At 62.9% G+C, this 23,181-nt stretch carries 25 protein-coding genes; 5 read left to right on the top strand and 20 right to left on the bottom strand.

Annotated features, from left to right (window positions below; translation table 11 throughout):
• The first annotated feature begins 35 nt into the window (after positions 1–35).
• The gene (locus tag BVH03_RS04770) at positions 36–986 is read left to right on the top strand and encodes a threonine dehydratase (RefSeq protein ID WP_075960096.1); all 951 of its coding nucleotides are present in this window, start codon (positions 36–38) and stop codon (positions 984–986) included.
• 21 nt (positions 987–1,007) lie between these two features.
• Here BVH03_RS04770 and BVH03_RS04765 read toward each other — a convergent pair whose 3' ends face one another.
• The 10 genes from BVH03_RS04765 to rplM form a co-directional block, all read right to left on the bottom strand.
• The gene (locus BVH03_RS04765) at positions 1,008–1,910 is read right to left on the bottom strand and encodes a hypothetical protein (protein WP_075960095.1); all 903 of its coding nucleotides are present in this window, start codon (positions 1,908–1,910) and stop codon (positions 1,008–1,010) included.
• Between the two features lie 145 nt (positions 1,911–2,055).
• Positions 2,056–2,253, bottom strand: coding sequence for a CsbD family protein (locus BVH03_RS04760; RefSeq protein ID WP_075960094.1), 198 nt, complete (start codon positions 2,251–2,253; stop codon positions 2,056–2,058).
• A gap of 53 nt (positions 2,254–2,306) precedes the next feature.
• Complete coding sequence (locus tag BVH03_RS04755) at positions 2,307–2,672, bottom strand: BON domain-containing protein (RefSeq protein WP_075960093.1); 366 nt, start codon at positions 2,670–2,672, stop codon at positions 2,307–2,309.
• 299 nt (positions 2,673–2,971) lie between these two features.
• Positions 2,972–3,385 carry a ClpXP protease specificity-enhancing factor gene (locus BVH03_RS04750; protein WP_075960092.1) on the bottom strand — a complete coding sequence of 138 codons (414 nt, stop codon included), beginning with the start codon at positions 3,383–3,385 and terminating at the stop codon, positions 2,972–2,974.
• Between the two features lie 49 nt (positions 3,386–3,434).
• Positions 3,435–4,052, bottom strand: coding sequence for a glutathione S-transferase N-terminal domain-containing protein (locus BVH03_RS04745; protein ID WP_075960091.1), 618 nt, complete (start codon positions 4,050–4,052; stop codon positions 3,435–3,437).
• Between the two features lie 156 nt (positions 4,053–4,208).
• Complete coding sequence (locus BVH03_RS04740; RefSeq protein ID WP_075960090.1) at positions 4,209–4,991, bottom strand: cytochrome c1; 783 nt, start codon at positions 4,989–4,991, stop codon at positions 4,209–4,211.
• The gene (locus tag BVH03_RS04735) at positions 4,991–6,217 is read right to left on the bottom strand and encodes a cytochrome bc complex cytochrome b subunit (RefSeq protein WP_075960089.1); all 1,227 of its coding nucleotides are present in this window, start codon (positions 6,215–6,217) and stop codon (positions 4,991–4,993) included. The genes BVH03_RS04740 and BVH03_RS04735 overlap by 1 nt, the downstream gene beginning before the upstream one ends.
• A complete protein-coding gene (gene petA, locus BVH03_RS04730; protein WP_075960088.1) occupies positions 6,217–6,810 on the bottom strand; it encodes a ubiquinol-cytochrome c reductase iron-sulfur subunit in 594 nt (197 codons plus the stop codon). Before petA ends, BVH03_RS04735 begins: the two co-directional genes overlap by 1 nt.
• Positions 6,811–7,322: 512 nt before the next feature.
• A complete protein-coding gene (gene rpsI, locus BVH03_RS04725) occupies positions 7,323–7,715 on the bottom strand; it encodes a 30S ribosomal protein S9 (RefSeq protein ID WP_013789890.1) in 393 nt (130 codons plus the stop codon).
• Positions 7,716–7,729: 14 nt separating this feature from the next.
• Entirely contained in the window at positions 7,730–8,158 is a 429-nt protein-coding gene (gene rplM / locus BVH03_RS04720) for a 50S ribosomal protein L13 (RefSeq protein ID WP_013789889.1), read from the bottom strand.
• Positions 8,159–8,404: 246 nt separating this feature from the next.
• Here rplM and BVH03_RS04715 point away from each other — a divergent pair, with 246 nt between their 5' ends.
• A complete protein-coding gene (locus BVH03_RS04715) occupies positions 8,405–9,442 on the top strand; it encodes an NADP(H)-dependent aldo-keto reductase (protein ID WP_075960087.1) in 1,038 nt (345 codons plus the stop codon).
• A gap of 156 nt (positions 9,443–9,598) precedes the next feature.
• Here BVH03_RS04715 and nfi read toward each other — a convergent pair whose 3' ends face one another.
• Positions 9,599–10,306 carry a deoxyribonuclease V gene (gene nfi / locus BVH03_RS04710; RefSeq protein WP_075960086.1) on the bottom strand — a complete coding sequence of 236 codons (708 nt, stop codon included), beginning with the start codon at positions 10,304–10,306 and terminating at the stop codon, positions 9,599–9,601.
• Positions 10,307–10,424: 118 nt separating this feature from the next.
• Between nfi and BVH03_RS04705 the strand changes: the two genes are divergently transcribed.
• On the top strand, positions 10,425–11,429 hold the full coding sequence (locus BVH03_RS04705; RefSeq protein WP_075960085.1) for a GlxA family transcriptional regulator: 1,005 nt from the start codon (positions 10,425–10,427) through the stop codon (positions 11,427–11,429).
• 72 nt (positions 11,430–11,501) lie between these two features.
• Here BVH03_RS04705 and zapE read toward each other — a convergent pair whose 3' ends face one another.
• The 3 genes from zapE to BVH03_RS04690 form a co-directional block, all read right to left on the bottom strand.
• Positions 11,502–12,596: a cell division protein ZapE gene (zapE, locus tag BVH03_RS04700; RefSeq protein WP_075960084.1), complete on the bottom strand. Its 1,095-nt coding sequence runs from the start codon at positions 12,594–12,596 to the stop codon at positions 11,502–11,504.
• 275 nt (positions 12,597–12,871) lie between these two features.
• Positions 12,872–14,221, bottom strand: coding sequence for a tryptophan--tRNA ligase (locus tag BVH03_RS04695; RefSeq protein ID WP_075960083.1), 1,350 nt, complete (start codon positions 14,219–14,221; stop codon positions 12,872–12,874).
• A 47-nt stretch (positions 14,222–14,268) separates the two neighbouring features.
• Positions 14,269–14,898, bottom strand: a complete 630-nt coding sequence (locus BVH03_RS04690) for an alpha/beta hydrolase (protein WP_075960082.1) — start codon at positions 14,896–14,898, stop codon at positions 14,269–14,271.
• Between the two features lie 173 nt (positions 14,899–15,071).
• Between BVH03_RS04690 and BVH03_RS04685 the strand changes: the two genes are divergently transcribed.
• Together BVH03_RS04685 and BVH03_RS04680 are read left to right on the top strand one after the other, a co-directional pair.
• Positions 15,072–15,512, top strand: coding sequence for a YhcB family protein (locus BVH03_RS04685; RefSeq protein ID WP_075960081.1), 441 nt, complete (start codon positions 15,072–15,074; stop codon positions 15,510–15,512).
• 89 nt (positions 15,513–15,601) lie between these two features.
• Positions 15,602–16,234 (top strand): TetR family transcriptional regulator, encoded by a 633-nt coding sequence (locus tag BVH03_RS04680; RefSeq protein WP_075960080.1) that lies wholly within the window; start codon positions 15,602–15,604, stop codon positions 16,232–16,234.
• Positions 16,235–16,758: 524 nt separating this feature from the next.
• On the opposite strand, the gene azu is transcribed toward BVH03_RS04680, so the two are convergent.
• The 6 genes from azu to BVH03_RS04645 all read right to left on the bottom strand — a co-directional run bounded on the left by azu (position 16,759) and on the right by BVH03_RS04645 (position 23,135).
• On the bottom strand, positions 16,759–17,208 hold the full coding sequence (gene azu / locus BVH03_RS04675; protein ID WP_075960079.1) for an azurin: 450 nt from the start codon (positions 17,206–17,208) through the stop codon (positions 16,759–16,761).
• A gap of 755 nt (positions 17,209–17,963) precedes the next feature.
• Positions 17,964–18,692, bottom strand: a complete 729-nt coding sequence (locus BVH03_RS04665; RefSeq protein ID WP_075960078.1) for an ABC transporter ATP-binding protein — start codon at positions 18,690–18,692, stop codon at positions 17,964–17,966.
• Positions 18,689–19,561: an ABC transporter ATP-binding protein gene (locus tag BVH03_RS04660; protein WP_075960077.1), complete on the bottom strand. Its 873-nt coding sequence runs from the start codon at positions 19,559–19,561 to the stop codon at positions 18,689–18,691. Before BVH03_RS04660 ends, BVH03_RS04665 begins: the two co-directional genes overlap by 4 nt.
• Positions 19,558–20,832: a high-affinity branched-chain amino acid ABC transporter permease LivM gene (gene livM, locus BVH03_RS04655; RefSeq protein WP_075960076.1), complete on the bottom strand. Its 1,275-nt coding sequence runs from the start codon at positions 20,830–20,832 to the stop codon at positions 19,558–19,560. The genes BVH03_RS04660 and livM overlap by 4 nt, the downstream gene beginning before the upstream one ends.
• A 4-nt stretch (positions 20,833–20,836) precedes the next feature.
• Positions 20,837–21,751 carry a branched-chain amino acid ABC transporter permease LivH gene (locus BVH03_RS04650; protein ID WP_075960075.1) on the bottom strand — a complete coding sequence of 305 codons (915 nt, stop codon included), beginning with the start codon at positions 21,749–21,751 and terminating at the stop codon, positions 20,837–20,839.
• 262 nt (positions 21,752–22,013) lie between these two features.
• A complete protein-coding gene (locus tag BVH03_RS04645) occupies positions 22,014–23,135 on the bottom strand; it encodes a branched-chain amino acid ABC transporter substrate-binding protein (RefSeq protein ID WP_075960074.1) in 1,122 nt (373 codons plus the stop codon).
• Positions 23,136–23,181 lie beyond the last annotated feature (46 nt).

The following is a 23,181-nucleotide window of genomic DNA, read 5'->3' as shown; positions in this document are numbered from 1 at the left end:
AGCATCTGGTCAAAGCCCACCCGGAGCACCACCCGATGTTCGACCTCGCTGCCCTGCGCCAAGCCGTCACCCTGATCCGCCCGAGCGTTCCGGCAACGCCGCAGTTCCCCTGGCCGCTGCTGGCCGAGCGCCTCGGCTGCGAGGTATGGGTCAAGCACGAGAACCATACGCCGACCGGCGCCTTCAAGGTGCGCGGCGGGCTGGTCTACGTGGACGAGTTGCTGCGTCGCGAGCCAGCCATCAGCGGGCTGATCTCGGCCACTCGCGGCAATCACGGGCAAAGCATGGCGCTGGCCGCGCGCAAGGCCGGGCTGCCGATCGTCATCGTGGTGCCGAAGGGCAATGCCCGGGAAAAGAACGCCGCCATGGCGGCGCTGGGTGCCGAAGTGATCGAGCACGGTTGCGACTTCGACGCAGCCCGCGCCAAGGCGGCTGAGCTGGCGGGGCAACGGGGCCTGCATTTCGTGCCGTCGCTGCACCCGGACCTGACCCGCGGCGTGGCTACCTACGCCCTGGAGCTGTTCGAGGCCGCGCCACCGCTCGCACGTGTCTACGTGCCGATCGGCCTGGGTTCGGGCATCTGCGGGATGATTCGCACCCGTGACCTGCTGGGCCTGGATACCGAGGTGATCGGCGTGGTCAGTGCTGCCGCCGACGGTTATGCGCAGAGTTTCGCCGCCGGTCGAATCATCTGCACCGACAGCGCCGACACCATCGCCGATGGCATGGCCTGTCGCATGCCGCAGCCCGAAGCGCTGGAGATCATCCGCGCGGGTGCGGCGCGCATCGTGCGGGTCGACGACGACGAGATCCGCCAGGCCATGCGCATCTACCACGAAGACACCCACAACCTGGCCGAAGGCGCCGGCGCGGCAGCCCTGGCCGCATTGATCCAGGAACGCGAGATCAATCGTGGCGAGCGCGCCGCCGTGGTGCTCAGCGGTGCCAACGTCGACCGCGCGGCGCTGGCGGCAATCCTCGCCTGAGCTGCCATCGACCCGGGCTGACTAGACGCTGATCGACAGCGTCACGCCTACCGCAACGGACAGGGACAAACCGCCGCCGGCCATTTCGCCAGCGGCCTTCTCGACCTCGGCCAATTGCTTGTCGATGCCGTCGATGAGCTTCTTGCTCTCCTCGTCCGGCTTGCCGCTGACCTGCGAGCGCACCATGACCAGCAGTTGCTTGAGCTGGGCGGCGACCTTTTTCAGCGCTTCGGCATCGGCACGCCGCTGTCGCGCGTTGCGCTCATGGCGCGCCTGGCCGAGGGCGTCTTGCGTCCGTTGTTCGCCCTGCTCCTCGCTGGCTTCGGGCTCGTCGCCCTGCTCGGCCTCCTCACCGGTGGCCAGTACGGCAGCCTCGGCATCCATCTCGGGTGCTTCCACCTCGACCGCCGCAACTGACGCCGCCTCGCCCACCGCATCGACCGTGGCCGTCTCCCTAGCGGCAGCGCCCACACTTCCAGTCTCGCCTTGGGTCGACGCTTGCGCCACGCTCCCCGAGGGCATGCCGCCGCCGGACGGTTCCTTGAGCACGGAGGCAACCTGCCCCAGCTCCTGGGCCAATTGCTTGAGCTGGCGCAACGCTCCTTTCGCGCCGGCCGGCCCAAGCGCCATGACCAGTTGTTTGAGCATCTCGATGCGTTTCTTGATGTCTTCCAGGCGCTGGCGCGCGGCATCCTTGCGCGACTCGTCCTGCCTGGCCTGCATCTCGCGCAACTTGCCAAAGGCGTTGCGCATGCTCTTCGCGCGCTTCTGGGCGTATTCACTGAGGGTGACGGTTACCGAGGCCTGCTGCTTCGGTTCGTTACCGACCTCGGTGGCGGACGCGCCGACGTTATTCGATGTGGGTGTGGCCGCGGTCTTGGCCGGTAGCGCGGCACCGGCGCTCGTGGGGATGATGGTCGACATGCTACGTCCTGTGCCTGACGAGTGTGCTCAGGGTATCGGCCCGCCCCCTGTGAACTTGAAAGGCGCGGTCAGCATTTCCCACTTTGCCCTGAAAAGCAGAAAGCCCCGGCATAAGCCGGGGCTCTCCAAACACGCCAAGGACGAGTCAGTACTTGCTGCTAAAATCGCGCAGTTCTTCTTCGGCCTTTTCCTTGGTCCAGCCGTAGCGCTCTTGCAGTTTGCCTGCCAGATATTCGCTATGGCCTTCGGCGACATCCACGTCGTCGTTGGTCAGCTTGCCCCAGCGCGCCTTAATGTCGCCACTGAGCTGCTTCCACTTACCTTTGATGATGTCGGAATTCATGATGCATTCTCCAAGGAAGTAGGCAGGCCGCGATGGCCTGCCCTGGCCCATGATCAGTCAGCAGCTTTCAGACCGTCAGCGGAAACTGCTTGAACGCCTTTGATTTCTTTAGCTTTGGCTACAGCCAGATCACGTTCGGCTTCGGTCTTCACCACACCGGACAGAGCGACGACACCTTTGTTGGTCTCGACTTTGATGTCCAGAGCGCTGAGGCCGTCGTCAGCCAGGAAAGCGGATTTCACTTTGCTGGTGATCCAGGTGTCGGATACGGCTTCTTCAGCCTTGTCCATGGTGTTGGCAGCCAGCATGGTCGGCTGGGTGCTGTTGTAGGTATCGGCGAAAGCGGTACCCGCCACGGACAAGCTCAGGGCGGTCGCAGTGATAGCGGCAAAAGCGAACTTATTGATTGGCTGTTTCATGGGCAACACTCCTGTTTCATTCAAGTTCGCCACATCCAACTTCGGGGTTGTGGCTTCCCCCTGAATATCGCAAGCGCTGTGCCAGGTTTTTAAAGTAAAAATATTTCTTATAAAACAACAACTTAAATTAACTTAGCCATTTCGTTTGCCGTGCAAACTGCAAGCTCAAGCGTAACGACTCAGGCAGATTGCACGAAGTGACTTAATGCCATCATACAAGGGGCTAATCGCAACCCTGAAAATGAAAAATGCCGGTCACGGGACCGGCACTTCGGGGGCACTACAGCCGCAATGGCCGTCTATTTGACGACCTTCAGGCTGGGTCGCCCACTCGGCCGCGGCGGCTCGTCCTCGGGCGGCGTCTGCTCGCCTTCGACCTCTTCGACGTCGCTCTGCACGGGTGGCGGCTCCTGGTCGAACACCATGCCCTGGCCATTTTCCCGGGCGTAGATCGCCAGCACAGCGGGCGACGGTACGAACAGGCTGTGGGCAACGCCGCCAAAGCGGCCTTCGAAACTGACCGCATCGTTGTCGAGGGACAATTCACGCACCGCAGTGGGCGATACGTTGAGCACGATCTGCCCGTCGCTGACGAACTTGCTCGGTACTTGAACGCCAGGATACTCGGCGTTGACCAGCAGATGGGGTGTGCAATCGTTGTCGACGATCCACTGGTACAGCGCGCGGATCAGATAAGGACGACTGGAGTTCATCAAACCTCCTGAACGTGGCGCGCCGAGAGCGACGCGCGGGAAAAATGGGTCAACGCATGGCTCGTTCGACGGACGACAGGCTGTGGCGAAAGCTTTCGCGCGCGAACTGTCTGTCCATGTAATCGAGCAGCGGTTTGGCCGGCCTTGGCAGTTCGATCCCCAGCAGCGGCAGGCGCCACAGGATCGGTAACAGGCAACAGTCTACCAAGCTCAGCTCGTCGCTGAGGAAAAATGGTTTTTCAGCAAACAACGGCGACACCCCGGTGAGGCTTTCGCGCAGCTCCTTGCGCGCCTGGGCTCGGGCCGCTTCCTTGCTGCGCGGATCGAGGATCAGGTCGACCAGCGAGCACCAGTCGCGCTGGATGCGGTGCATCAGCAGGCGGGTGTTGCCGCGCGCCACCGGGTATACCGGCATCAACGGCGGATGGGGGTAGCGCTCTTCCAGGTATTCCATGATCACCGTCGGCTCGTAGAGCGCCAGGTCACGGTCGACCAGGGTCGGCAGGGTCGCGTAGGGGTTGGCTTCCAGCAGTTTGTTGGGGAAGCGGCCCTGCTCGACGTCGATGATTTCCACAACGACGCTCTTCTCGGCAAGCACGATGCGTACGCGGTGAGAGTAGTGGTCGGCAGCGTCGGAATAACAGGCCAACCGGTTGGTCGCAGCCAAGGCGATCCTCCAGATTCGTGAAACGTGAACGCACCGGGAGCGCTGTCGCGGCTTCCCGGGTGCCCTGACGATGGGAATCGCGGGGCATAAAAAACCCGCGCATTGCGCGGGCTGAGCATGATACCGGAACCGACAGTTTAAAAACGTAGGTAGTTTTTAATGAACGTCCTTCCAATATTCGCGTTTGAGCAGGTAGGCAAAGACGAAGAAGAACGCCAGGTAGATCAGCACGTAGGTACCAATGCGCTGCATGTGCAGCTTGTTGGGGTCCGCCGAGTAAGCCAGAAAGGTCACCAGGTTGCGCACCTTGTCATCGAACGCCTGTGGGCTGAGCTGGCCGCTGCTGGGCTCGAGCACCAGTTGGTCGCAGGCCTCATGGGTCAGCGGCGTTCCGGTCAGCGGGTCGTACTGTTTCTTGCCGTCCTCGACCACCTGCACTTGCTTGCAGCCCATGTACTGGCGGCCCTGCAGACCACCGAGCACGTTGGGCATGCCGACATTGGGGAACACCAGGTTGTTGGCCCCCAGGGGCCGCGCCGGGTCGTCGTAGAAGGTGCGCAGGTAAGTGTACAGCCAGTCATTGCCGCGCACCCGGGCGACCAGGGTCAGATCCGGTGGTGCCGCACCGAACCAGCGCTTGGCATCGTCCGGCTTCATGCCGATGTTCATGTGATCACCGATCTTGGCGTCGGTGAACACCAGGTTCGCCATCATCTGTTCTTCGGATACGCCGATGTCCGCGGCGACGCGCTCGTAACGCTGGAATTTGGCGCTATGGCAACCCATGCAGTAGTTGGCGAAGGTACGCGCGCCATCCTGCAGCGCAGCCTTGTCGGTCAGGTCGATATCGGCATTGTCCAGAGCCACGCCATGCCCCCCGGCGGCCAGGGCGAAGGCAGGCAGTAGCGCGACCACACATGCAGCGAATAGCTTTCTCATCAGCCTGTCACCCTTTCAGGAACGGGTTTGGTCTTTTCCATCCTGGTGTAGAAGGGCATCAGGATGAAGTACGCGAAGTACAGCGCCGTGCACAGTTGCGACAGCAGCGTACGGCCCGGCGTGGGCGGCAGTACGCCGAGCACGCCGAGGATGACGAAGGACACGCAGAACACCAGCAGCCAGAGTTTGCTCAGCCAGCCCTTGTAGCGCATCGAGCGCACCGGGCTGCGATCCAGCCAGGGCAGCACGAACAGCACGGCGATGGCGGCGCCCATGGCAATCACGCCCATCAGCTTGTCGGGGATGGCGCGCAAGATCGCGTAGAACGGCGTGAAGTACCAAACCGGAGCGATGTGCTCGGGAGTCTTGAACGGGTTGGCCTGTTCGAAGTTGGGCTTTTCGAGGAAGTAGCCGCCCATCTCCGGGAAAAAGAACACCACGAAGCAGAACACGAACAGGAACACCACCACGCCGACGATATCCTTGACGGTGTAATACGGGTGGAAGGGAATGCCGTCGAGCGGGATGCCGTTCTCGTCCTTGTACTTCTTGATATCGATGCCGTCCGGGTTGTTCGAACCGACCTCGTGCAGCGCCAGGATATGCAGCACCACCAGGCCGAGGATGACGATCGGCAAGGCCACCACGTGCAGGGCGAAGAAGCGGTTGAGGGTGATGCCGGAGATCAGGTAGTCGCCACGGATCCACTCGGTCAGCGCATCGCCGACATAGGGAATGGCGCCGAACAGCGAGATGATCACCTGGGCGCCCCAGTAGGACATCTGCCCCCACGGCAGCAGATAGCCCATGAAGGCTTCGGCCATCAGCATCAGGTAGATCAGCATGCCGAAGATCCACACCAGCTCGCGGGGCTTCTGGTACGAACCGTAGAGCAGACCGCGGAACATGTGCAGGTAGACGACGATGAAGAACGCCGAAGCGCCGGTCGAGTGCATGTAGCGCAGGATCGCGCCGTGGGGCGTATCGCCGGTGCGCACGTCGCGCATCAGCCCTTCTACCGACGCGAAAGCACCCTCGGCAGTCGGGTTGTAGCTCATGGTCAGCCACACGCCGGTGAGCAGTTGGTTGACCAGCACCAGCAGGGCCAGGGAGCCGAAGAAGTACAGGAAGTTGAAGTTCTTCGGTGCATAGTATTTGGCGAGGTGGTCGTTCCACATCTTGGTGGCAGGGAAGCGCGCATCCACCCAGCCCATGAATTTGCTCATCATGCTTGCTCCTGATCCACGCCGATGATGATCACGTCAGCCGATTCGTAGCGGTGCGGCGGCACCGGCAGGTTCAGCGGCGCCGGCTGCGACTTGTAGACGCGACCCGCCAGGTCGTAGCGCGAACCGTGGCAGGGGCAGAAGTAACCGCCCACCCAGTTCTCGCCCAGGTCCGCCGGGGCCACTTCGGGGCGGAACGACGGCGCGCAGCCCAAGTGCGTACACAGCCCGACCAGCAGGAGGATTTCCGGCTTGATCGAGCGCGTCTTCGGGTCGACGTAACCCGGCTGCAGCGAATGCTGGGAACTGGCGTCGGCCAGTTGCCCTTCGATCTTGCTGAGGTTGCTGAGGATCGCCTCGGTGCGCCGCATGATGAACACTGGCTGGCCCCGCCACTCAGCCACCATCTGCTGGCCCGGCTCGATCTTGGCGACGTTCACCTTGACCGGAGCGCCAGCGGCCTTGGCCTTGGCACTCGGGTACCACGACCCTACAAACGGAATTGCAGCCCCCACCGCCCCGGCGGCCCCAACCACCGAAGTGGCTGCCACCAGAAAGCGACGCCGGCCCGCATTCACGCCGTCATTGCTCATTCAGTCGTCTCCCATCGGCTTTCCGGCCTGTTGTTCAGGCCTCTAATAAGTCAGTGTCGGTCGCGCGCAGCAGCGGCCGGATGGTCATCCCGGCATCGAGCGCACGGCGCTCGACCAACCCTTGCAGAGGCCTCGCGCCCAGGGCGCATCCATTCGACGCTGATCAAGGACTTTAACCCACGGCCTCAGCCGGATGGCCCGCGCAGATCTGGCTGCGGCATCGGCGTGAAGAAGGTGGAAAGTCGTGGTGCTCGTGTGTCCAGATCAGCTCTGCTGCAATCCGCCGCGAGATTCGCACAGGCCGACGGGGCGACTTATGACGCGCATCAACGAAGCGGTGAGTAGGCCGTATACGCCCAGGCTCGGGCAGAGCAGGCAGGAAATGGCGTGGCCGAGGAGACGACAGGACGAGCCGCAGCCGTACCTGAAAGGATGCGCCAGGCTTTCCCGAGCGCAAATGAAAAACGCCCAGCTCCGTGAGGAAACTGGGCGTTTTCGAGTACCGTCGCGAATTAACGCTTGGAGTACTGAGGACGCTTACGTGCTTTGCGCAGACCGACTTTCTTACGCTCGACTTCACGAGCATCGCGGGTCACGTAACCTGCTTTACGCAGAGCCGGACGCAGCGTCTCGTCGTAGTCCATCAGAGCGCGGGTGATGCCGTGGCGGATCGCACCAGCTTGACCGCTCACACCACCGCCGATGACGGTAACGTAGATGTCGAATTTCTCGACGGTCTCGGTCAGCTCCAGCGGCTGGCGAACTACCATGCGGGCAGTTTCACGACCGAAGAAGGTGTCCAGGGTGCGGTTGTTGATAGAGATCTTGCCAGTGCCCGGACGCAGGAAAACGCGTGCGGTTGCAGTCTTGCGACGGCCAGTGCCGTAATTTTGAGTCGCCGACATAATGAACTATTCCGTTAAATCTTCAGTTCTTGAGGCTGCTGAGCAGTGTGAGGGTGAGCAGCGCCCGCATACACTTTCAGCTTACGGTACATGTCGCGGCCCAGCGGGTTCTTCGGCAGCATGCCTTTAACCGCGGTCTCGATCACGCGCTCAGGGGCCTTGGCGATCAGCTTCTCGAAGTTGATCGACTTGATGCCGCCCGGGAAACCGGAGTGGGAGTAGTACATTTTGTCGCTGGTTTTAGCGCCAGTTACACGTACCTGCTCGGCATTGATGACGACGATGTAGTCGCCGGTGTCAACGTGAGGGGTGTACTCAGGCTTGTGCTTGCCACGCAGACGGCTCGCGATTTCTGTAGCCAGACGACCCAGGGTCTGACCAGCAGCGTCAACGACGAACCAGTCGCGTTTTACTGTTTCCGGTTTAGCGGTAAAAGTTTTCATTCTTTATAGCCTCAGGGGCCGCCCAGCAAAAATAGACGGCGGATCTTACTGAATAGTGCGTACTTTGACAAGTCAAAGGCAGCCGGATGCGGGCGCTATTCGGGGGCTCGGGTCAGCGCGTCCGCGTACGGCAAGATTCTTCGGCAGGCGGCGCATCACTTCCACCGCAGAAAGAGGAGGCGGATTATCCTGATTGCGAAAAAAATTTCAACCTGCTTGTATGGCCCTTTGTCAGAGGACGCTCCAATGGAATACCGCCAGCTCGGCCGAACCGATCTCAACGTCAGCGCCCTGTGCCTGGGCACCATGACCTGGGGCGAACAGAACGATGCCACCGAGGCGTTCGCCCAGATCGAGCGCGCCAAGGCCTACGGCATCAACTTCATCGACACCGCCGAAATGTACCCGGTGCCGCCGCGCGCCGAGACCTACAGCAAGACCGAACAGATCATCGGCGAATACTTCAAGCAGCGCGGTGATCGCGCCGACTGGATACTGGCCAGCAAGGTCGCCGGCCCCGGCAACGGCATCACCCACATTCGCGACGGCCAGCTCAAGCACAACCGCCAGCACATCGTCGCGGCCCTGGATGCCAGCCTCAAGCGCCTGCAGACCGACTGGATCGACCTCTACCAGCTGCACTGGCCGGAGCGCCCGACCAACTTCTTCGGCCAGCTCGGCTATCAGCATCAGGAAAGCGACTCCACGCCCATCGAGGAAATCCTCGAAGCGCTGGACGAGCAGGTCAAGGCCGGCAAGATCCGCCACATCGGCCTGTCCAACGAAACGCCGTGGGGCACCATGAAGTTCCTGCAACTGGCCGAAGCCCGTGGCATGTCCCGCGTGGTGTCGGTGCAGAACCCCTACAACCTGCTCAACCGCAGCTACGAAGTGGGCATGGCCGAAGTCTCGATTCGCGAGCGGTGCGGCCTGCTGGCCTACTCGCCCCTGGCCTTCGGCATGCTCTCGGGCAAGTACGAGAACGGTGCCCGCCCGGCGAACGCGCGCCTGAGCCTGTTCGAGCGCTTCCAGCGCTACAACGCCCCGGAAACCGTGGCGGCCTGTTCGCGTTACGTGGCCCTGGCCCGCGAACATGGCCTCGACCCGGCGCAAATGGCCCTGGCCTTCGTGACCAGCCGCCCGTTCGTGACCAGCAACATCATCGGCGCCACTTCGCTGCAGCAGCTGGAAGCCAACCTGACCAGCAGCGAGTTGAAGCTCAGCGATGAGGTGCTCAAAGGCATCGAGGCGATTCACAAGGCGCAGCCCAACCCCGCGCCTTGAATTTTCAGGGTTAGGAATGGCGGTAGGCTAGCCCCATCTGTGGGAGCGCGCCATGCGCGCGAATCGCGGGCGTGGCCCGCTCCCACAAAAGCAGGCCCCGCCCTCGATGCTCAACACATCACGGGGGCGTGGGCCGCCTTCCGTCCGAGCACCTGCCTACAGTAATTTCGGCCCTTTGGCATCACGCCGCGAAGCCAGCCGGTCCGCCAGCCGCGTCGGCTCCGGCAACCGGTAGCCCTTGTCCCAACTCAGCACCAGCTCAGCGGCTCGGTGCATGCTCACGCGATTCCCCGGCGAGACGATCAGCGGCCGCACCTTACGCTTGCTGCGCAGCACCCAGCCGATCTGTCGGTTCTGGCGGTCGAGCAACTCCACCTTGTCACCACGCTCTTCACCCAGCTCGCAGTGATGACCAGTGAGGAGCTTCTTCGCCACGCCGATGGTCGGCCGGCCGGTAACCACGCCCAGGTGCGCGGCGATACCCAGGCCACGGGGGTGGGCGATGCCATGACCATCGACAACGATCAGGTCCGGCTCCTGGGGCAACCCCGCCAGTGCCGACAGCAAGGCCGGCAACTCGCGAAACGACAACAGCCCCGGCACGTACGGCATGCTGGTAGGGATGCGCGCCACGCATTCGGCGACCGGTTGCAGGGTTTCGGCATTCAGCAGGATGGCGGCAGCGCGGGTGATCTCGCCGCCTTCTTCGAAGCCCACATCCACGCCGGCCAGCAGACGCAACGGCACAAAGTCATCTTCCAGCCGCACCTGTTCGGCCAATTCCTTTTGCAGGATTCTCGCGGCAGCGGGCGTGCCGTCCCAATCGGCGAATGGCGATGCGGCCAACTCGGCAAAACTCAGCATGACAACCTATCTCCCATCTCGGCGTTGCAAGACCGAGCTGGACTCAGCCCGGATAAAAGAAGACGATTCAGCCGGAACCTGACGCCTTTACCATCACACTCGAACAAGAACAACAGCCATGCCCAGCTCGTCCCCACTCACGCGCGTGAGCATCCTCGCCACGCCCGGTGTATTCGCTTCGACCCTCATGCAGGCCAGAGATTTCTTCCATATGGCCGGCCTGCGCCATGGCAAGCAGCAGGGCCACGGCCTGGTGCCGACCTTCGAGGTGCGCCTGGTCAGCCCGGACGGCCTGCCCGTCACCAGCTTCAGCGGCGTGCAGCTACCGGTCGACGGCGCGCTCGACAACGAAGCGCAACTGATCATCCTGCCGGCCTTCTGGGACGACTACGACGCCCTGTGCAGCCGCTACCCACAGGTGTTCGATTGGCTACAATCGCGGCACACCGCCGGCGCCAGCCTGTGCGGCGAAGCCAACGGGGTGTTCTGGATGGCCGCCAGTGGCCTGCTGGACGGCAAGGAAGCGACCACCTGCTGGCGCTTCTTCGGCGAGTTCGCCACACGCTTTCCCGCCGTGGCGCTGAACCAGGACAAGCACCTGACCGATGCCGACAACCTCTACTGCGTGGCCGGCCCGACCTCGGCCTGCGATCTGTACATCTACCTGATCGAGCGCTTCTGCGGCACCAGCGTTGCGCAGAGCGTGGCCCGCGACATCCTCTATGAAGTGCGCCGCAGCTACACGCCGGGGCGTATCGGCTTCGGCGGTCAGAAGCAGCATCAGGACACCAAGATCCTGCAGATCCAGCAGTGGCTCGAGGAGCATTTCGCCGAGCGTTTTCGCTTCGAGGACGTGGCCCGCGACCACGGCATGAGCATCCGCAACTTCATGCGCCGCTTCCACGCCGCCACTGGCGACAAGCCGCTGTATTACCTGCAGCGCCTGCGCATCGAAACCGCCAAGGGGCTGCTGTCGTCCTCGCCGAAAAGCATCAAGGCGGTCAGCTACGAAATCGGCTATGACGACGCCAGCTTCTTCGCCCGCCTGTTCCGCCAGCACACGGGGCTGTCGCCCAACCACTACCGCCAGCAGTTCCAGCAGCAGGTGCAGCCCGCAGGCTGAAACGAAAAAGGCCGCACGCCGTGCTTCCGGTCTGGAAGCGGGCATGCGGCCTTTGCCGTCGCGGCGGGCCGATCAGGGCTTGTGCGGGCGCGACAGGAACTCGTGGGACTGCATTTCCAGCAAGCGGCTCAGGGTACGCTGGAACTCGAAGCTCAGGCGCCCGCCGGTGTACAGATCCTTGAGCTCCACTTCGGCGGAGATGATCAGCTTGACGTTGCGGTCGTAGAACTCGTCCACCAGGTTGATGAAGCGCCGTGCCATGTCTTCCTTGGCCACGCTCATCTGCTCGACGTTGGCGAGAATCACCGAGTGGAAGATCTTGCCCAGCTCGATGTAATCGTTCTGGCTACGCGGGCCGTCGCACAGCTCGCGGAAATCGAACCAGCCCACGTCACCACCGACCCGGCGCGCGACGATGGCGCGGTTCTCGATCATCAGCGACTCGTTTTCCTGCACGGTGGTTTGCTCGTGCAACAGGCTCTTGAAGCTCTTTTCCAGGCTCTGCTCGGCAGCTTCGCCTAGCGGGAAGTGGAACAATTCGGCCTGTTCCAGCGCTCGCAGGCGGTAATCGATACCGCTATCGACGTTGACGATCTCGGTGTGCACTTTCAGCAACTCGATCGCCGGCAGGAAGCGCGCGCGCTGCAGGCCGTCCTTGTAGAGGCCGTCCGGCACGATGTTGGAGGTGGCCACCAGGGTCACACCATTCTTGAACAGCTCTTCGAGCAGGGTCGCCAGGATCATCGCGTCGGTGATGTCGGAAACGAAGAACTCGTCGAAGCAGATCACCCGGAACTGCTCGGAGAAGCGCTTGCCGATTACCGTCAGCGGGTTCTTGACGTCCTTGAGCGTTCGCATCTCCTCGTGCACGCGCTTCATGAAGCGGTGGAAGTGGGTGCGTTCCTTTTCCTTGAACGGCAGGGCATCGAAGAAGGTGTCGACCAGATAGGTCTTGCCACGGCCGACGCCGCCCCAGAAATACAGGCCCTTGATCGGGGTGACGGATTTCTTGCCGAACAGCTTGCCAAGCACGCCGGGCTTGTTGCGCTCGTCGGCGATCAGCTCGTCGTACAGGCGCTGCAGGTGGCGCACGGCCTTTTCCTGGGCGGCATCATGAAAGAAGTCCGGACGTTTGAGGTCGGCCTGGTAGCGTTCGAGCGGAGTCATAGTGCGAAAACCGGGCAAATGAAGCGGGGGCGACACTTTAACGACGCCCCCGGGGATTGGCAAATAGGCCCAGGTTTTACCGCGTCTAAAAGCGCATCGCACACCAATGGAGGACAAGCTTCACGTTGTCCACCCTACACGAGCACAGGTTCGTAGCCCGTGGTAGAGCAGAGCGAAACCCGGGGAGCGCTCTCGAGACATGCGCCCGGCATTCGATCACCCTGGGTATCGCTCTGCTCAACGCCAGGCTACAAGAGCCCGGAGGCTGCAAGTGGTCAGGCTTCTTCCGGCGTCAGGGCTTCACGCAGGCGGGCGACTGCGGCCTCGAGAGCGGCGGCATCGGCAAAGGCCGGGCTTTCGCCGACCAGTTGGTCGTCCAGCCACACGCCAAAGGCATCGCCCTGGGTGCGGATGTCCAGCGGTTCGCCGCTTTGCAGGCGCTTGCTCGCCTGCCCGGCTGCCTTGCCGTCGGCGAAAGATGGCGACAGCAGCAGTTGCTCACCGTCGGCATCGAGCAAACGGAAGCGGAAGCTGCCGTCCTCGTCGCGGAAGCTGACGAAGCGGGCGCGCTTGGCGGCCTTCTTTTTGGTATCGGCGGCTACCTGCACCTGCTCGCGGAACGAGCGCAGGCCCACCGCTTCGCGCAGCTCGCCAAGGAACGGCGTAGCGATCTTGCGTGCCTTGGCGGCGCCGGCCAGCAGGATGTCTTCCAGATCCGCCGGACGGGCGATCAGGGCGTGATAACGCTCGCGCGCCTCGCCCAGTTCCGCTTCCAGCAGTTCATAGAGCGCCTGCTTGGCTTCGCCCCAGGCCATACCGCCAAGCAGCGCAGCGCGGAAATCCGCCTGCTGGGTCGGTGCCGCAAAGGCCTGGTAGATGGTGAACAGGTGCGAGTTGTCCGGATCTTTCGCCTCGCCTGGCTGGCGGGAGTCGGTGACGATGCGCGCCACGGCGTCCTTGAGCTGCTTTGAACTGCCGAACAGCGGGATGGTGTTGTCATAGCTCTTCGACATCTTGCGGCCGTCGAGGCCCGGCAGAGTGGCGACGTCTTCCTCGATCACCACCTCGGGCAGCTTGAACAGGTCCCTGCCCTGACCGAACAGGTGGTTGAAGCGCTGGCCGATGTCGCGGGCCATTTCCACATGCTGGATCTGGTCGCGGCCAACCGGCACCTTCTGGGCGTTGAACATCAGGATGTCCGCGGCCATCAGCACCGGGTAGCTGAACAGGCCCATGGTCACGCCGGCGTCCGGGTCTTCACCGGCTTCCACGTTCTTGTCCACCGAGGCCTTGTAGGCGTGGGCGCGGTTGAGCAGGCCCTTGCCGGCCACGCAGGTCAGCAGCCAGCACAGCTCGGGGATTTCCGGGATGTCGGACTGGCGATAGAAGGTCGCCTTGTCGGTGTCCAGGCCCAGCGCCAGCCAGGTGGCGGCGATCTCCAGGCGCGAGCGCTGGATACGTGCCGGGTCATCGCACTTGATCAGCGCGTGGTAGTCCGCCAGGAAGTAGAAGGAATCCATGTCGGCGCGGCGGCTGGCGACGATGGCCGGGCGAATCGCACCGGCATAGTTGCCCAGGTGCGGCGTGCCGGTGGTGGTGATGCCGGTGAGAATACGCGTGGTCATGTTCAGGTTCACTTACGTGGACGCGTGCCAGGCAGGCACGCGGCAGATCAGAGGCGAGGCAGCAGCAGATCCTTGAGATCGGTCAGCTTGCCGTGGAAAAAGTGGCCGCATTCTGCCACTTTCAGCAGCTCGTGGGCACGCCCGAGGTTGGCCGACCAGTCATAGACACGCTGCGGCTCGATCACCTCGTCGGCGTCCGGCTGGATCACCACCAACGGGCAGCGCTCGGCGGGGGGCGTTTCGGCGGTAAGGCGGGTAACAGCCGGGGCGATCATGAACAGCTTGGCTGGTTCAACGCCCTGCTGCTCCAGGCGGCCACCCAGGGCGGCAGCCACGAAGCCGCCGAAGGAAAAGCCCATCAGGGTGATTGGCAGATCCGGATAGCGCTCGCGCAGCCAGTTGGCGACAGCTTCGGCGTCATCCACTTCACCGCTGCCCATGTCATGGCTGCCGGCACTGGCGCCCACGCCGCGGTAGTTGAACCGCAGAGTATGGTAGCCGGCGTCGCGGGCGGTGCGCTGCAGGGTCGACACCACCTTGTTGAGCATGGTGCCACCCTGTACCGGGTTCGGGTGGCAGATCAGCGCAACGTCACGTGCGTCGGCGACTTCCAGGCAGAGGGCTTCCAGTTGGCCGCTCGGGCCGTCGATCATCGTGGGGGTTTCGCGGATCAGCAACAGTGAACTCCGTGACCTTCAATCGGGTCGACTCGTCGAACGATGTACCCGCACCGCGCCTGCGCGATGCCGGGTAAACACCTCAAAACACCTTCGCCTACACGCACTTAGCGGTGTACAGCGCAGGTTCCAGCCGTTAACGTAAAGCAAAGCCGTTTAGAGAGGAAGGACTCGTGGAACAGACGCTCACCGCCTGGTTGCTACCGGCACTTACCCTGGTCGCTGGCATCGCCATCGGTTTCCTGATCGCTCGTCTTGCGCCCAATGCCGCCCCCAGCCGCACGCAGCGCCAGCTGGACGAAATGCAGGAACGTTTCGAGGCCTACCAGAACGAAGTGGTCACCCACTTCAACACCACCGCCAATCTGGTCAAGAAGCTGACCCAGAGCTATCACGACGTGCAGGAACACCTCTCCCACGGTGCCGATCGCCTCGCGCTCGACGAAGTGACCCGCCAGCGCCTGCTCGCTACCCTGCATGCCGAGCCGAGCAACGACAAGCGCGAGCGCCTGACGCCGCCGCGCGACATGGAAATCCCCAAGGACTACGCGCCCAAGACCGACGACGTTCCAGGCATGCTCGACGAGGGCTATGGCCTGAAGAACCGCTACTGATAACGGTGACCGCAGTACCATCGAACCCCGCCCCATGGCGGGGTTTTGTTTTACGATGCTTGCACCGAGCCAGACAAGGACGTGATTCCATGCCAGCACGCCAGTCGCACCACCCCACCCGCCAGGCGCTGATGGACGCCGCCCGTGAGCTGCTGGACAGCGGCCGAGCCTTCAGCAGCCTGAGCCTGCGCGAAGTGGCCCGCGCGGCCGGCATCGTACCCACCGGCTTCTACCGCCACTTCAAGGACATGGATGCCCTGGGCTTGGCCCTGGTGGCCGAGGTCGGTGAAACCTTTCGCACCACCCTGCGCCAGGTGCGCCGCAACGAGTTCGAGCTGGGCGGCATCATCGATGCCTCGGTGCAGATCTTCCTGCGTGCGGTGGAGCAACACCGCGGCCAGTTCCTATTTCTCGCCCGCGAGCAATACGGCGGTTCGCTGCCGGTGCGCCAGGCGCTGGCGACCTTTCGCGACGACATCGCCGCCGACCTGACCAGCGACCTGAGCCTGATGCCAAAGCTGCAACACCTCGACGAGGCGGCGCGCAGCGTGCTGGCCGACCTGGTGGTGAAAACCGTATTCGCCACCCTGCCCGAGTTGATCGACCCACAGGCAAGCGCCCTGCCCGCCCATCGCCGACCGGAAACCAAGATGATCGAGCAACTGCGCTTCATCCTGATCGGCGCCAAGCGCTGGCGCGGGCTGAGCAGCGACAAGGGCTGACGGCGCTGAGCAAAAAACGATCACCCCCGCGCAACGCCCATGGTTCGTGGCTTGGGCATCAGTACGCGCACGTTATCCACAACGTGCTCCACACCTTCCGTGGACAACCCTCTCGTCCAGGGTCGTCAACACACTGAATTCATTGAAGTAATGGTTGACTTCATGACGTATTTTCGCAGCCAGTCGAGCTGATCGAAAAATGATCAACAAACTGCATGCCTAGTCTCCAAAGGCTTGCAGCCGACCACCCTCACCTTATCCACAGTGCTACGCACAGCAGCCGTGGAAAAGTTCATAACCTGCATGCTTTCGCGCCTAACACCTTGTTCCGAAAGCTTTTCCAACACTGCTCAAAAATAGCGCGATGCTCCGCAAGCCAAGTGGTGCGGGCACTGCATCGCCTTTTGCACATGATCGATACAGGCTTATCAACAGGGTCTGTGGGTAACCATGGCAAACAGCTGATTTTCATGCAGAAACGAAAAGGCCGCTGACCAGCAGCGGCCTGGGGATGACGACCGGGATCAATCGACCAGGGTCAGCGCGCCCTTCATCAGCGCGGCATGGCCTGGGAAAGAGCAGAAGAACTGGTAAGCGTCGGCAGCGTCGAGCTTGCTCACATCGAAGGTCACCGAGTCGGACTCGCCACCGCCGATTAGCTTGGTGTGGGCGATTACCCGTGTGTCATCGGGTTTCAGGTAATCCTTGTCGACCCCGGCAGCGATGCCGTCGGCACTGATCGCCTGCACGTCGGCGGTCTTGGCTACCACCAGGTTGTGGCCCATCACGTTCTTGGGCAGGTTGCCGACGTGCTTGAGCTCGATGGTGAAGGTCTTGCAGCTCTTGCTGACCTTGATCTCCTTGGTATCGAAGGTCATCTGGTCGGTGGAATGCACCTCCACCGAACATTCGGCAGCCAGCAGCGGCGCGCTGACCAAGGCCAGCACGGAGGCGACGACAAACTTGCGAATCATGGGAGTCTCCTTGGCAGTGAAAACGTTCACAGCCTGCAGGGTGCCCTATCGGCACGGCATTTCCCATGACCTGAGGCAACAGACCGCAGGTAATTCCTGTCGACCAGAGAGTCCGTCCATCGGCCAGCCAGGAAAACTATCGAAACGATCCAGATAAGTAAGCAGCCCAATGATGAGACGAGGGTTAGGGTCTGTTCCCGTTTCAGCGCGAGCCGCGTTGCCGCGAGAAATGACCTCCGGTTAGGCGCAGGATGCAGGGAATGGACTAGCCGTCCGCGTTTTCCCTTGCCAAGTCCTGCAACGACAGCGGAGGCCATTTCCCGCGCAACCTAGGCGGCCCCACCCGAAGGGCCGGGCCAGTTTTTGTGCGATGCGGCGTTACTCGATGGCTCATTTGGCCCGCCAAACTTCGCATCTCGTGCCTTGCCTCGCACAAAAACTGGCTCCGGCGCGGCCGTGCGTGAAACGGGAACAGACCCTAGGCTACGCCCATGAACGGGAGAAGCATGACCATGACCATCATCGAAAGTCTGCAGCACTGGTTCGCCGCTTATGCACAGGCTGCCAGCGGCTGTTCCAACATCGAGTAACGCGTAGAGCGCTGCCTCGGCGTTAAACGATGGCGGCCTTAATGCAATACCGTGACACGGCCACCATGTGCCACGGGGCGGGGCTCCTACGCGGGCGCAAGCATCACACCAATCGTGTAGGAGCGCCGACCTCGGCGCGAACGGTGCCAGGATCGTCGATAGCCCTCAGTGCCCGCCCAGGTAGGCGTTGCGCACATCCTGGTTGCCGAGCAGTTGCTGCCCGGTGCCTGTCATGCGGATTTCCCCGGTGACCATCACGTAGGCACGGTCGCTCAGGCGCAGCGCGTGGTTGGCGTTCTGCTCGACCAGGAAGATGGTCATGCCGGTCTGCGCCAGCTCGCGCAAGGTAGCGAAGATCTGCTTGACCACGATGGGCGCCAGGCCCAGCGACGGCTCGTCGAGCAGCAGCAGCTTGGGCCGGCTCATCAACGCCCGGGCGATGGCCAGCATCTGCTGCTCACCGCCGGACATGGTCATCGCTCGCTGATTGCGCCGCTCCTTGAGCCGCGGGAACAGCTCGAACATGCGCTGCATGTCCTCGTCGGCGTGTTGGGCGCCGATCGGGATGGTGCCCATCAGCAGGTTCTCTTCCACGCTCATGTCCGGGAACACCCGGCGCCCTTCCGGGGACTGGGCGATACCGTTGGACGCCACGAAGTGGGTGCTCTTGCGGGTAATGTCCTCGCCGCGGTAGAGAATCTGCCCGCCGCTGGCCCGTGGCTGGCCGAAGATCGACATCAGCAGCGTGGACTTGCCCGCGCCGTTGGCGCCGATCAGGCTCACCGTTTCGCCGGGGTTGATGTGCAGGTTGACCTTCTTCAGCGCCTGAATCTGCCCGTAATGCACGTCGACGTCCTTGAACGCCAGCAGCGGTGCCGTATTCACATCGCTCATGCCACTTCCTCCTCGTCCGCGCCGAGGTAGGCGGCGATCACTTTCGGGTCGTTCTTGATGGCGTCCGGGCCGCCCTGGGCGATGACCAGCCCATGGTCGAGGACGATGATGTGGTCGCTGATGCTCATCACCATGCCCATGTCGTGCTCGATCAGCAGCACAGTGAGGCCGTGCTCGTCGCGCAGCAGGCGGATGATCTTGCTCAGCGCGTGGGTTTCCGACGGGTTGAGGCCGGCGGCCGGTTCGTCCAGGCAGATCAGCTCCGGGCCGGTGCACATGGCGCGGGCGATCTCCAGGCGGCGCTGCTGGCCATAGGAAAGCTCGCCCGCCAGGTGGTTGGCCTGCTCCACCAGATCGACCACTTCCAGCCAGTAGAAGGCGGTGTCCAGCAGCTTGTTCTCGGCGCGCCGGTAGCCGGGCGTGTTGAGAATGCCCTTGATCAGGCTGCGCTCGGCGAGCATGTGCTGGGCCACCAAGAGGTTTTCCAGCACGGTCATTTCCTTGAACAGGCGAATGTTCTGGAAGGTGCGAGCCAGGCCCGCGCGGTTAACCAGGTGGGTGCCGCCGAACATCTTGTACCAGAGCCGCGAGCCGAATTGCGCCGGTTTGACGAAGTCATCGGCCCGGAACGGCTCGCCGAGAATCTGGATGACGTCGGTCTGCCGGCCCTGGGCGTTGAGCATGATCTTGCCGCCGGTGGCCGAGTAGAAGCCGGTCAGGCAGTTGAACACCGTGGTCTTGCCGGCGCCGTTGGGGCCGATCAGCGCCGAGATGGAGTGGCGCTTGATCGAGAAATTGACGTCGCTGAGCGCCTTGATGCCGCCGAAGTGCATCATCAGGCCGTCGACCGAGAGGATCTTGTCACTCATGGCGCGACTCCTTTACGCGGGGCGATGCCGATGCGGTTGATGCGAATCAGCCCGCGCGGTCGCCAGATCATCATCAGCACCATGAGCATGCCGAACAGCAGCACGCGGTAGTCGGCGAAACTGCGCAACAGCTCCGGGGCGATGGTCAGCACGAACGCGGCGATCACCACGCCCACCGTCGAGCCCATACCGCCAAGCACCACGATGGCGAGGATCAGCGCCGACTCGAAGAAGGTGAACGAAGTCGGGTTGACGAAGCCCTGATAGGTGGCGAAGAACACCCCGGCGATGCCCGCCGTGGAGGCGCCGAGCATGAACGCCGAGAGCTTGACCAGCACGTGGTTCAGGCCCATGGAGCGGCAGGCGATCTCGTCCTCGCGCAGCGCTTCCCAGGCGCGGCCGACCGGCATGCGGGTCAGCCGATGCTTGACGTAGAGCACCAGCAGCACCACCAGCACCAGCACCGCGTAGATGAACAGGAACTTCATGTTGGGGTTGTAGGCCACGCCGAAGAACTCGTGGTACGGCACGCCGCCGTCCTTGGCACGGCGGGCGAACTCCAGGCCGAAGAAGGTCGGCGACGGCGCGCTCATGCCGTTGGGGCCGCCGGTGACTTCCAGCCAGTTGGTCAGTACCAGGCGGATGATTTCGCCGAAGCCCAGGGTGACGATGGCCAGGTAGTCGCCGTGCATCCTGAGCACCGGAAAGCCCAGGATCATCCCGGCGAACGCCGCCATGACCGCCGCCAGCGGCAGCAGGCTCCAGAAGCCCAGGCCCAGGTACTCGTAGCCCATGGTCAGGCCGTAGGCGCCGATGGCGTAGAAGCCCACGAAACCCAGGTCGAGCAAACCGGCCAGGCCGACCACGATGTTCAGGCCAAGGCCGAGCAGCACGTAGATCAGGCCGAGGATGATCACCGTCAGCAGGTACTTGTTGGCGAAGAACGGGAAGATCAACGCCAGCAGAATCAGCCCCGGGATGATCCAGCGCATGCGCGACACGTAGCCCGGCGGCTGCACGCCAACGCCGCCACCGGAGCGCTCGAAGCCCTCCAGCACCACGCGCCCGCGGGCGGTCTGCAGGAACAGGCTGAGCACCAGGCGCCCCACCATCACCACGCCGACCATCCAGGCCACACGGTCGAATTGCGGGGTGAAGTCGTAGCCCTTGAGCACCACGCCCACCACCGGGCCGAACACGATCAGGGCGATCAACCCGGCCATCAGCGCATCGACCAGGCTCTTTTTCACATCGATAGAAGTCGTACTCACGGCATCACACCTTGGTTACCTGAGGACGGCCCAGCAGGCCCTGGGGACGGAAGATCAGGATCAGCACCAGCAGCGAGAAACTGAACACGTCCTTGTAGTCGGAATTGACTATCCCGGAGAACTGCGCCTCGGCCACGCCGAGGATCAGCCCGCCGAGCATCGCGCCGGGCAGCGAACCGATGCCGCCGAGCACCGCCGCGGTGAAGGCCTTGATACCGATGATGAAACCGGCATAAAAATCAAAGGTGCCGTAGTTCAGGGTGATCAGCACCCCGGCCAGCGCGCCCATGGAGGCGCCGATGACGAACACGTAGGAGATCACCCGGTCGGTGTTGATGCCGAGGATCTGCGCCATCTTGCGGTCCTGCTGGGTGGCGCGGCACATGCGTCCCAGGCGAGTCTTCTGGATGATGAAGGTCAGCGCCAGCATGCCGATGATGGCCGCAGCGATGATGAACAGCTTGGTGTAGGTGATCATCACGTAGCCATCGCCCACATGCAGGCGTAGCGCGCCTTCGAGCATGGTCGGGATGCCTTGCTGCCGCGCCCCCTGGCTGAGCTGCACGTAGTTCTGCAGGATCAGCGACATGCCGATCGCACTGATCAGCGGCGCCAGGCGCGTGGAGTTGCGCAGCGGCTTGTAGGCGATGCGCTCGATGGCGAAGCCGTACACCCCGGTGACCACGATGGTGAACACCAGCGTGCCGAGAATCACCAGCGGAAAGGAATGCACACCAAAGAAGGCCAGCACGGCGATGGCGATGGCAGCGAGGTAGGCCGAGACCATGTACACCTCGCCGTGAGCGAAGTTGATCATGCCGATGATGCCGTAAACCATGGTGTAGCCGATGGCGATCAGGCCATAGACCGAGCCGAGGGTCAGGCCGTTGACCAATTGCTGCAGGAAGATGCCGTCCATTGAAAAATCTCTGAGTCCGTGACGGAAAGAAGCGCGAGGTCGCCAGGCGAGCGCAGCAGCCCCGGCAGGTCATGGCCCGCCGGGTTTGCAGGTTCGTTCACGAGAGGCAGGGGTGAATCGGGCGAAGCAGCCGTCCTGTGGGAGCAGCCGTCCTGTGGGAGCGGGCCATGCCCGCGATTCGCGCACAGCGCGACATCAGGCACATGACCCCCTCCCAAGAACGGCGATTCCGATTCCACTCTGCCGCTCGAGAAAACCCTTCTTAAAGCTGCTTGTACTTGCCGTCAGCGCCCCACTGGTACATCACGTAGTCGGAGACTTTCAGGTCGCCCTTCTCGTCGAACGCCTTCTTGCCCATCACCGTCTGCACCGGGTTGGCCTTCAGCCAGGCGGCGGCTTCGGCGCCATCGGTACCCTTGATGCCGGCGAACGCGGCAGCGACCACCTGCATCGAGGCGTAGGAGTACAGGGTGTAGCCTTCCGGCTCGTAGCCGTTGGCGCGGAATTTCTCGATCACCGCCTTGCCATCGGCGATCAGGCGCGGGTCGGCGCCAAAGGTCATCAGCACGCCGTCGACGTACTGCGGGCCGCCGGCGGTGCCGACCAACTCGTCGGTGACGATGCCGTCGCCGGAGATGAACTTGGCGGTCACGCCCTGCTCGCGCATCTGCCGTACCAGCGGCCCGGCCTCGGCATGCAGACCGCCGAAATAGACCACCTCGGCGCCGCTGGCGCGGATCTTGGTGACCAGGGCGTTGAAGTCCTTCTCGCCACGGGTCAGACCTTCGTACATCACTTCCTTCACGCCGCGCTTGTTGAGCTGCGCACGGGTGGCGTCGGCCAGGCCCTGGCCGTAGGTGTCCTTGTCGTGCACCACGGCGACCTTCTGGGCCTTGAGCACGTCGACGATATAGTCGCCGGCCACGATGCCCTGCTGGTCGTCACGCCCGCACATGCGGAACATCGCGGTCAGGCCGCGTTCGGTCACCTGTGGGTTGGTGGACGCCGGCGTTACCGCCAGGATGCCCGCCTCGTCATACACCTCGGAGGCCGGCATGGTCGACGACGAGCAGAAATGCCCGATCACCGCCACCACCTTGTCGGCATCGACCATACGGTTGGCGACTGACACCGCCTGCTTCGGCTCGCACGCATCGTCGCCCTTCACCAGCTTGATTTTCTCGCCGTTGATGCCGCCCGCTGCATTGATATCCGCCGCAGCCTGCTCGGCACCGCGCCACAGCTGGTCACCAAACGCCGCGTTGCCACCCGTCATCGGTGCACCGACACCGATGGTGATGTCCGCGTGAGTCAGCGAGGAAAAACCCAGTGCGCCAGTGATCGCGAGCGCCAAGAAACCTTTCTTGAAAGACGTGTGAGGCATGGACGTGCTCCTGAGGAGTATTTGGATTGGCCCGCCTGCTGGAGCA

Source organism: Pseudomonas sp. PA15(2017), assembly GCF_001945395.1.
Taxonomy (GTDB): Bacteria; Pseudomonadota; Gammaproteobacteria; order Pseudomonadales; family Pseudomonadaceae; genus Aquipseudomonas.
The sequence above is the reverse complement of the archived record's forward strand: the minus strand, read 5'-3'. Positions and strand labels throughout refer to the sequence as shown.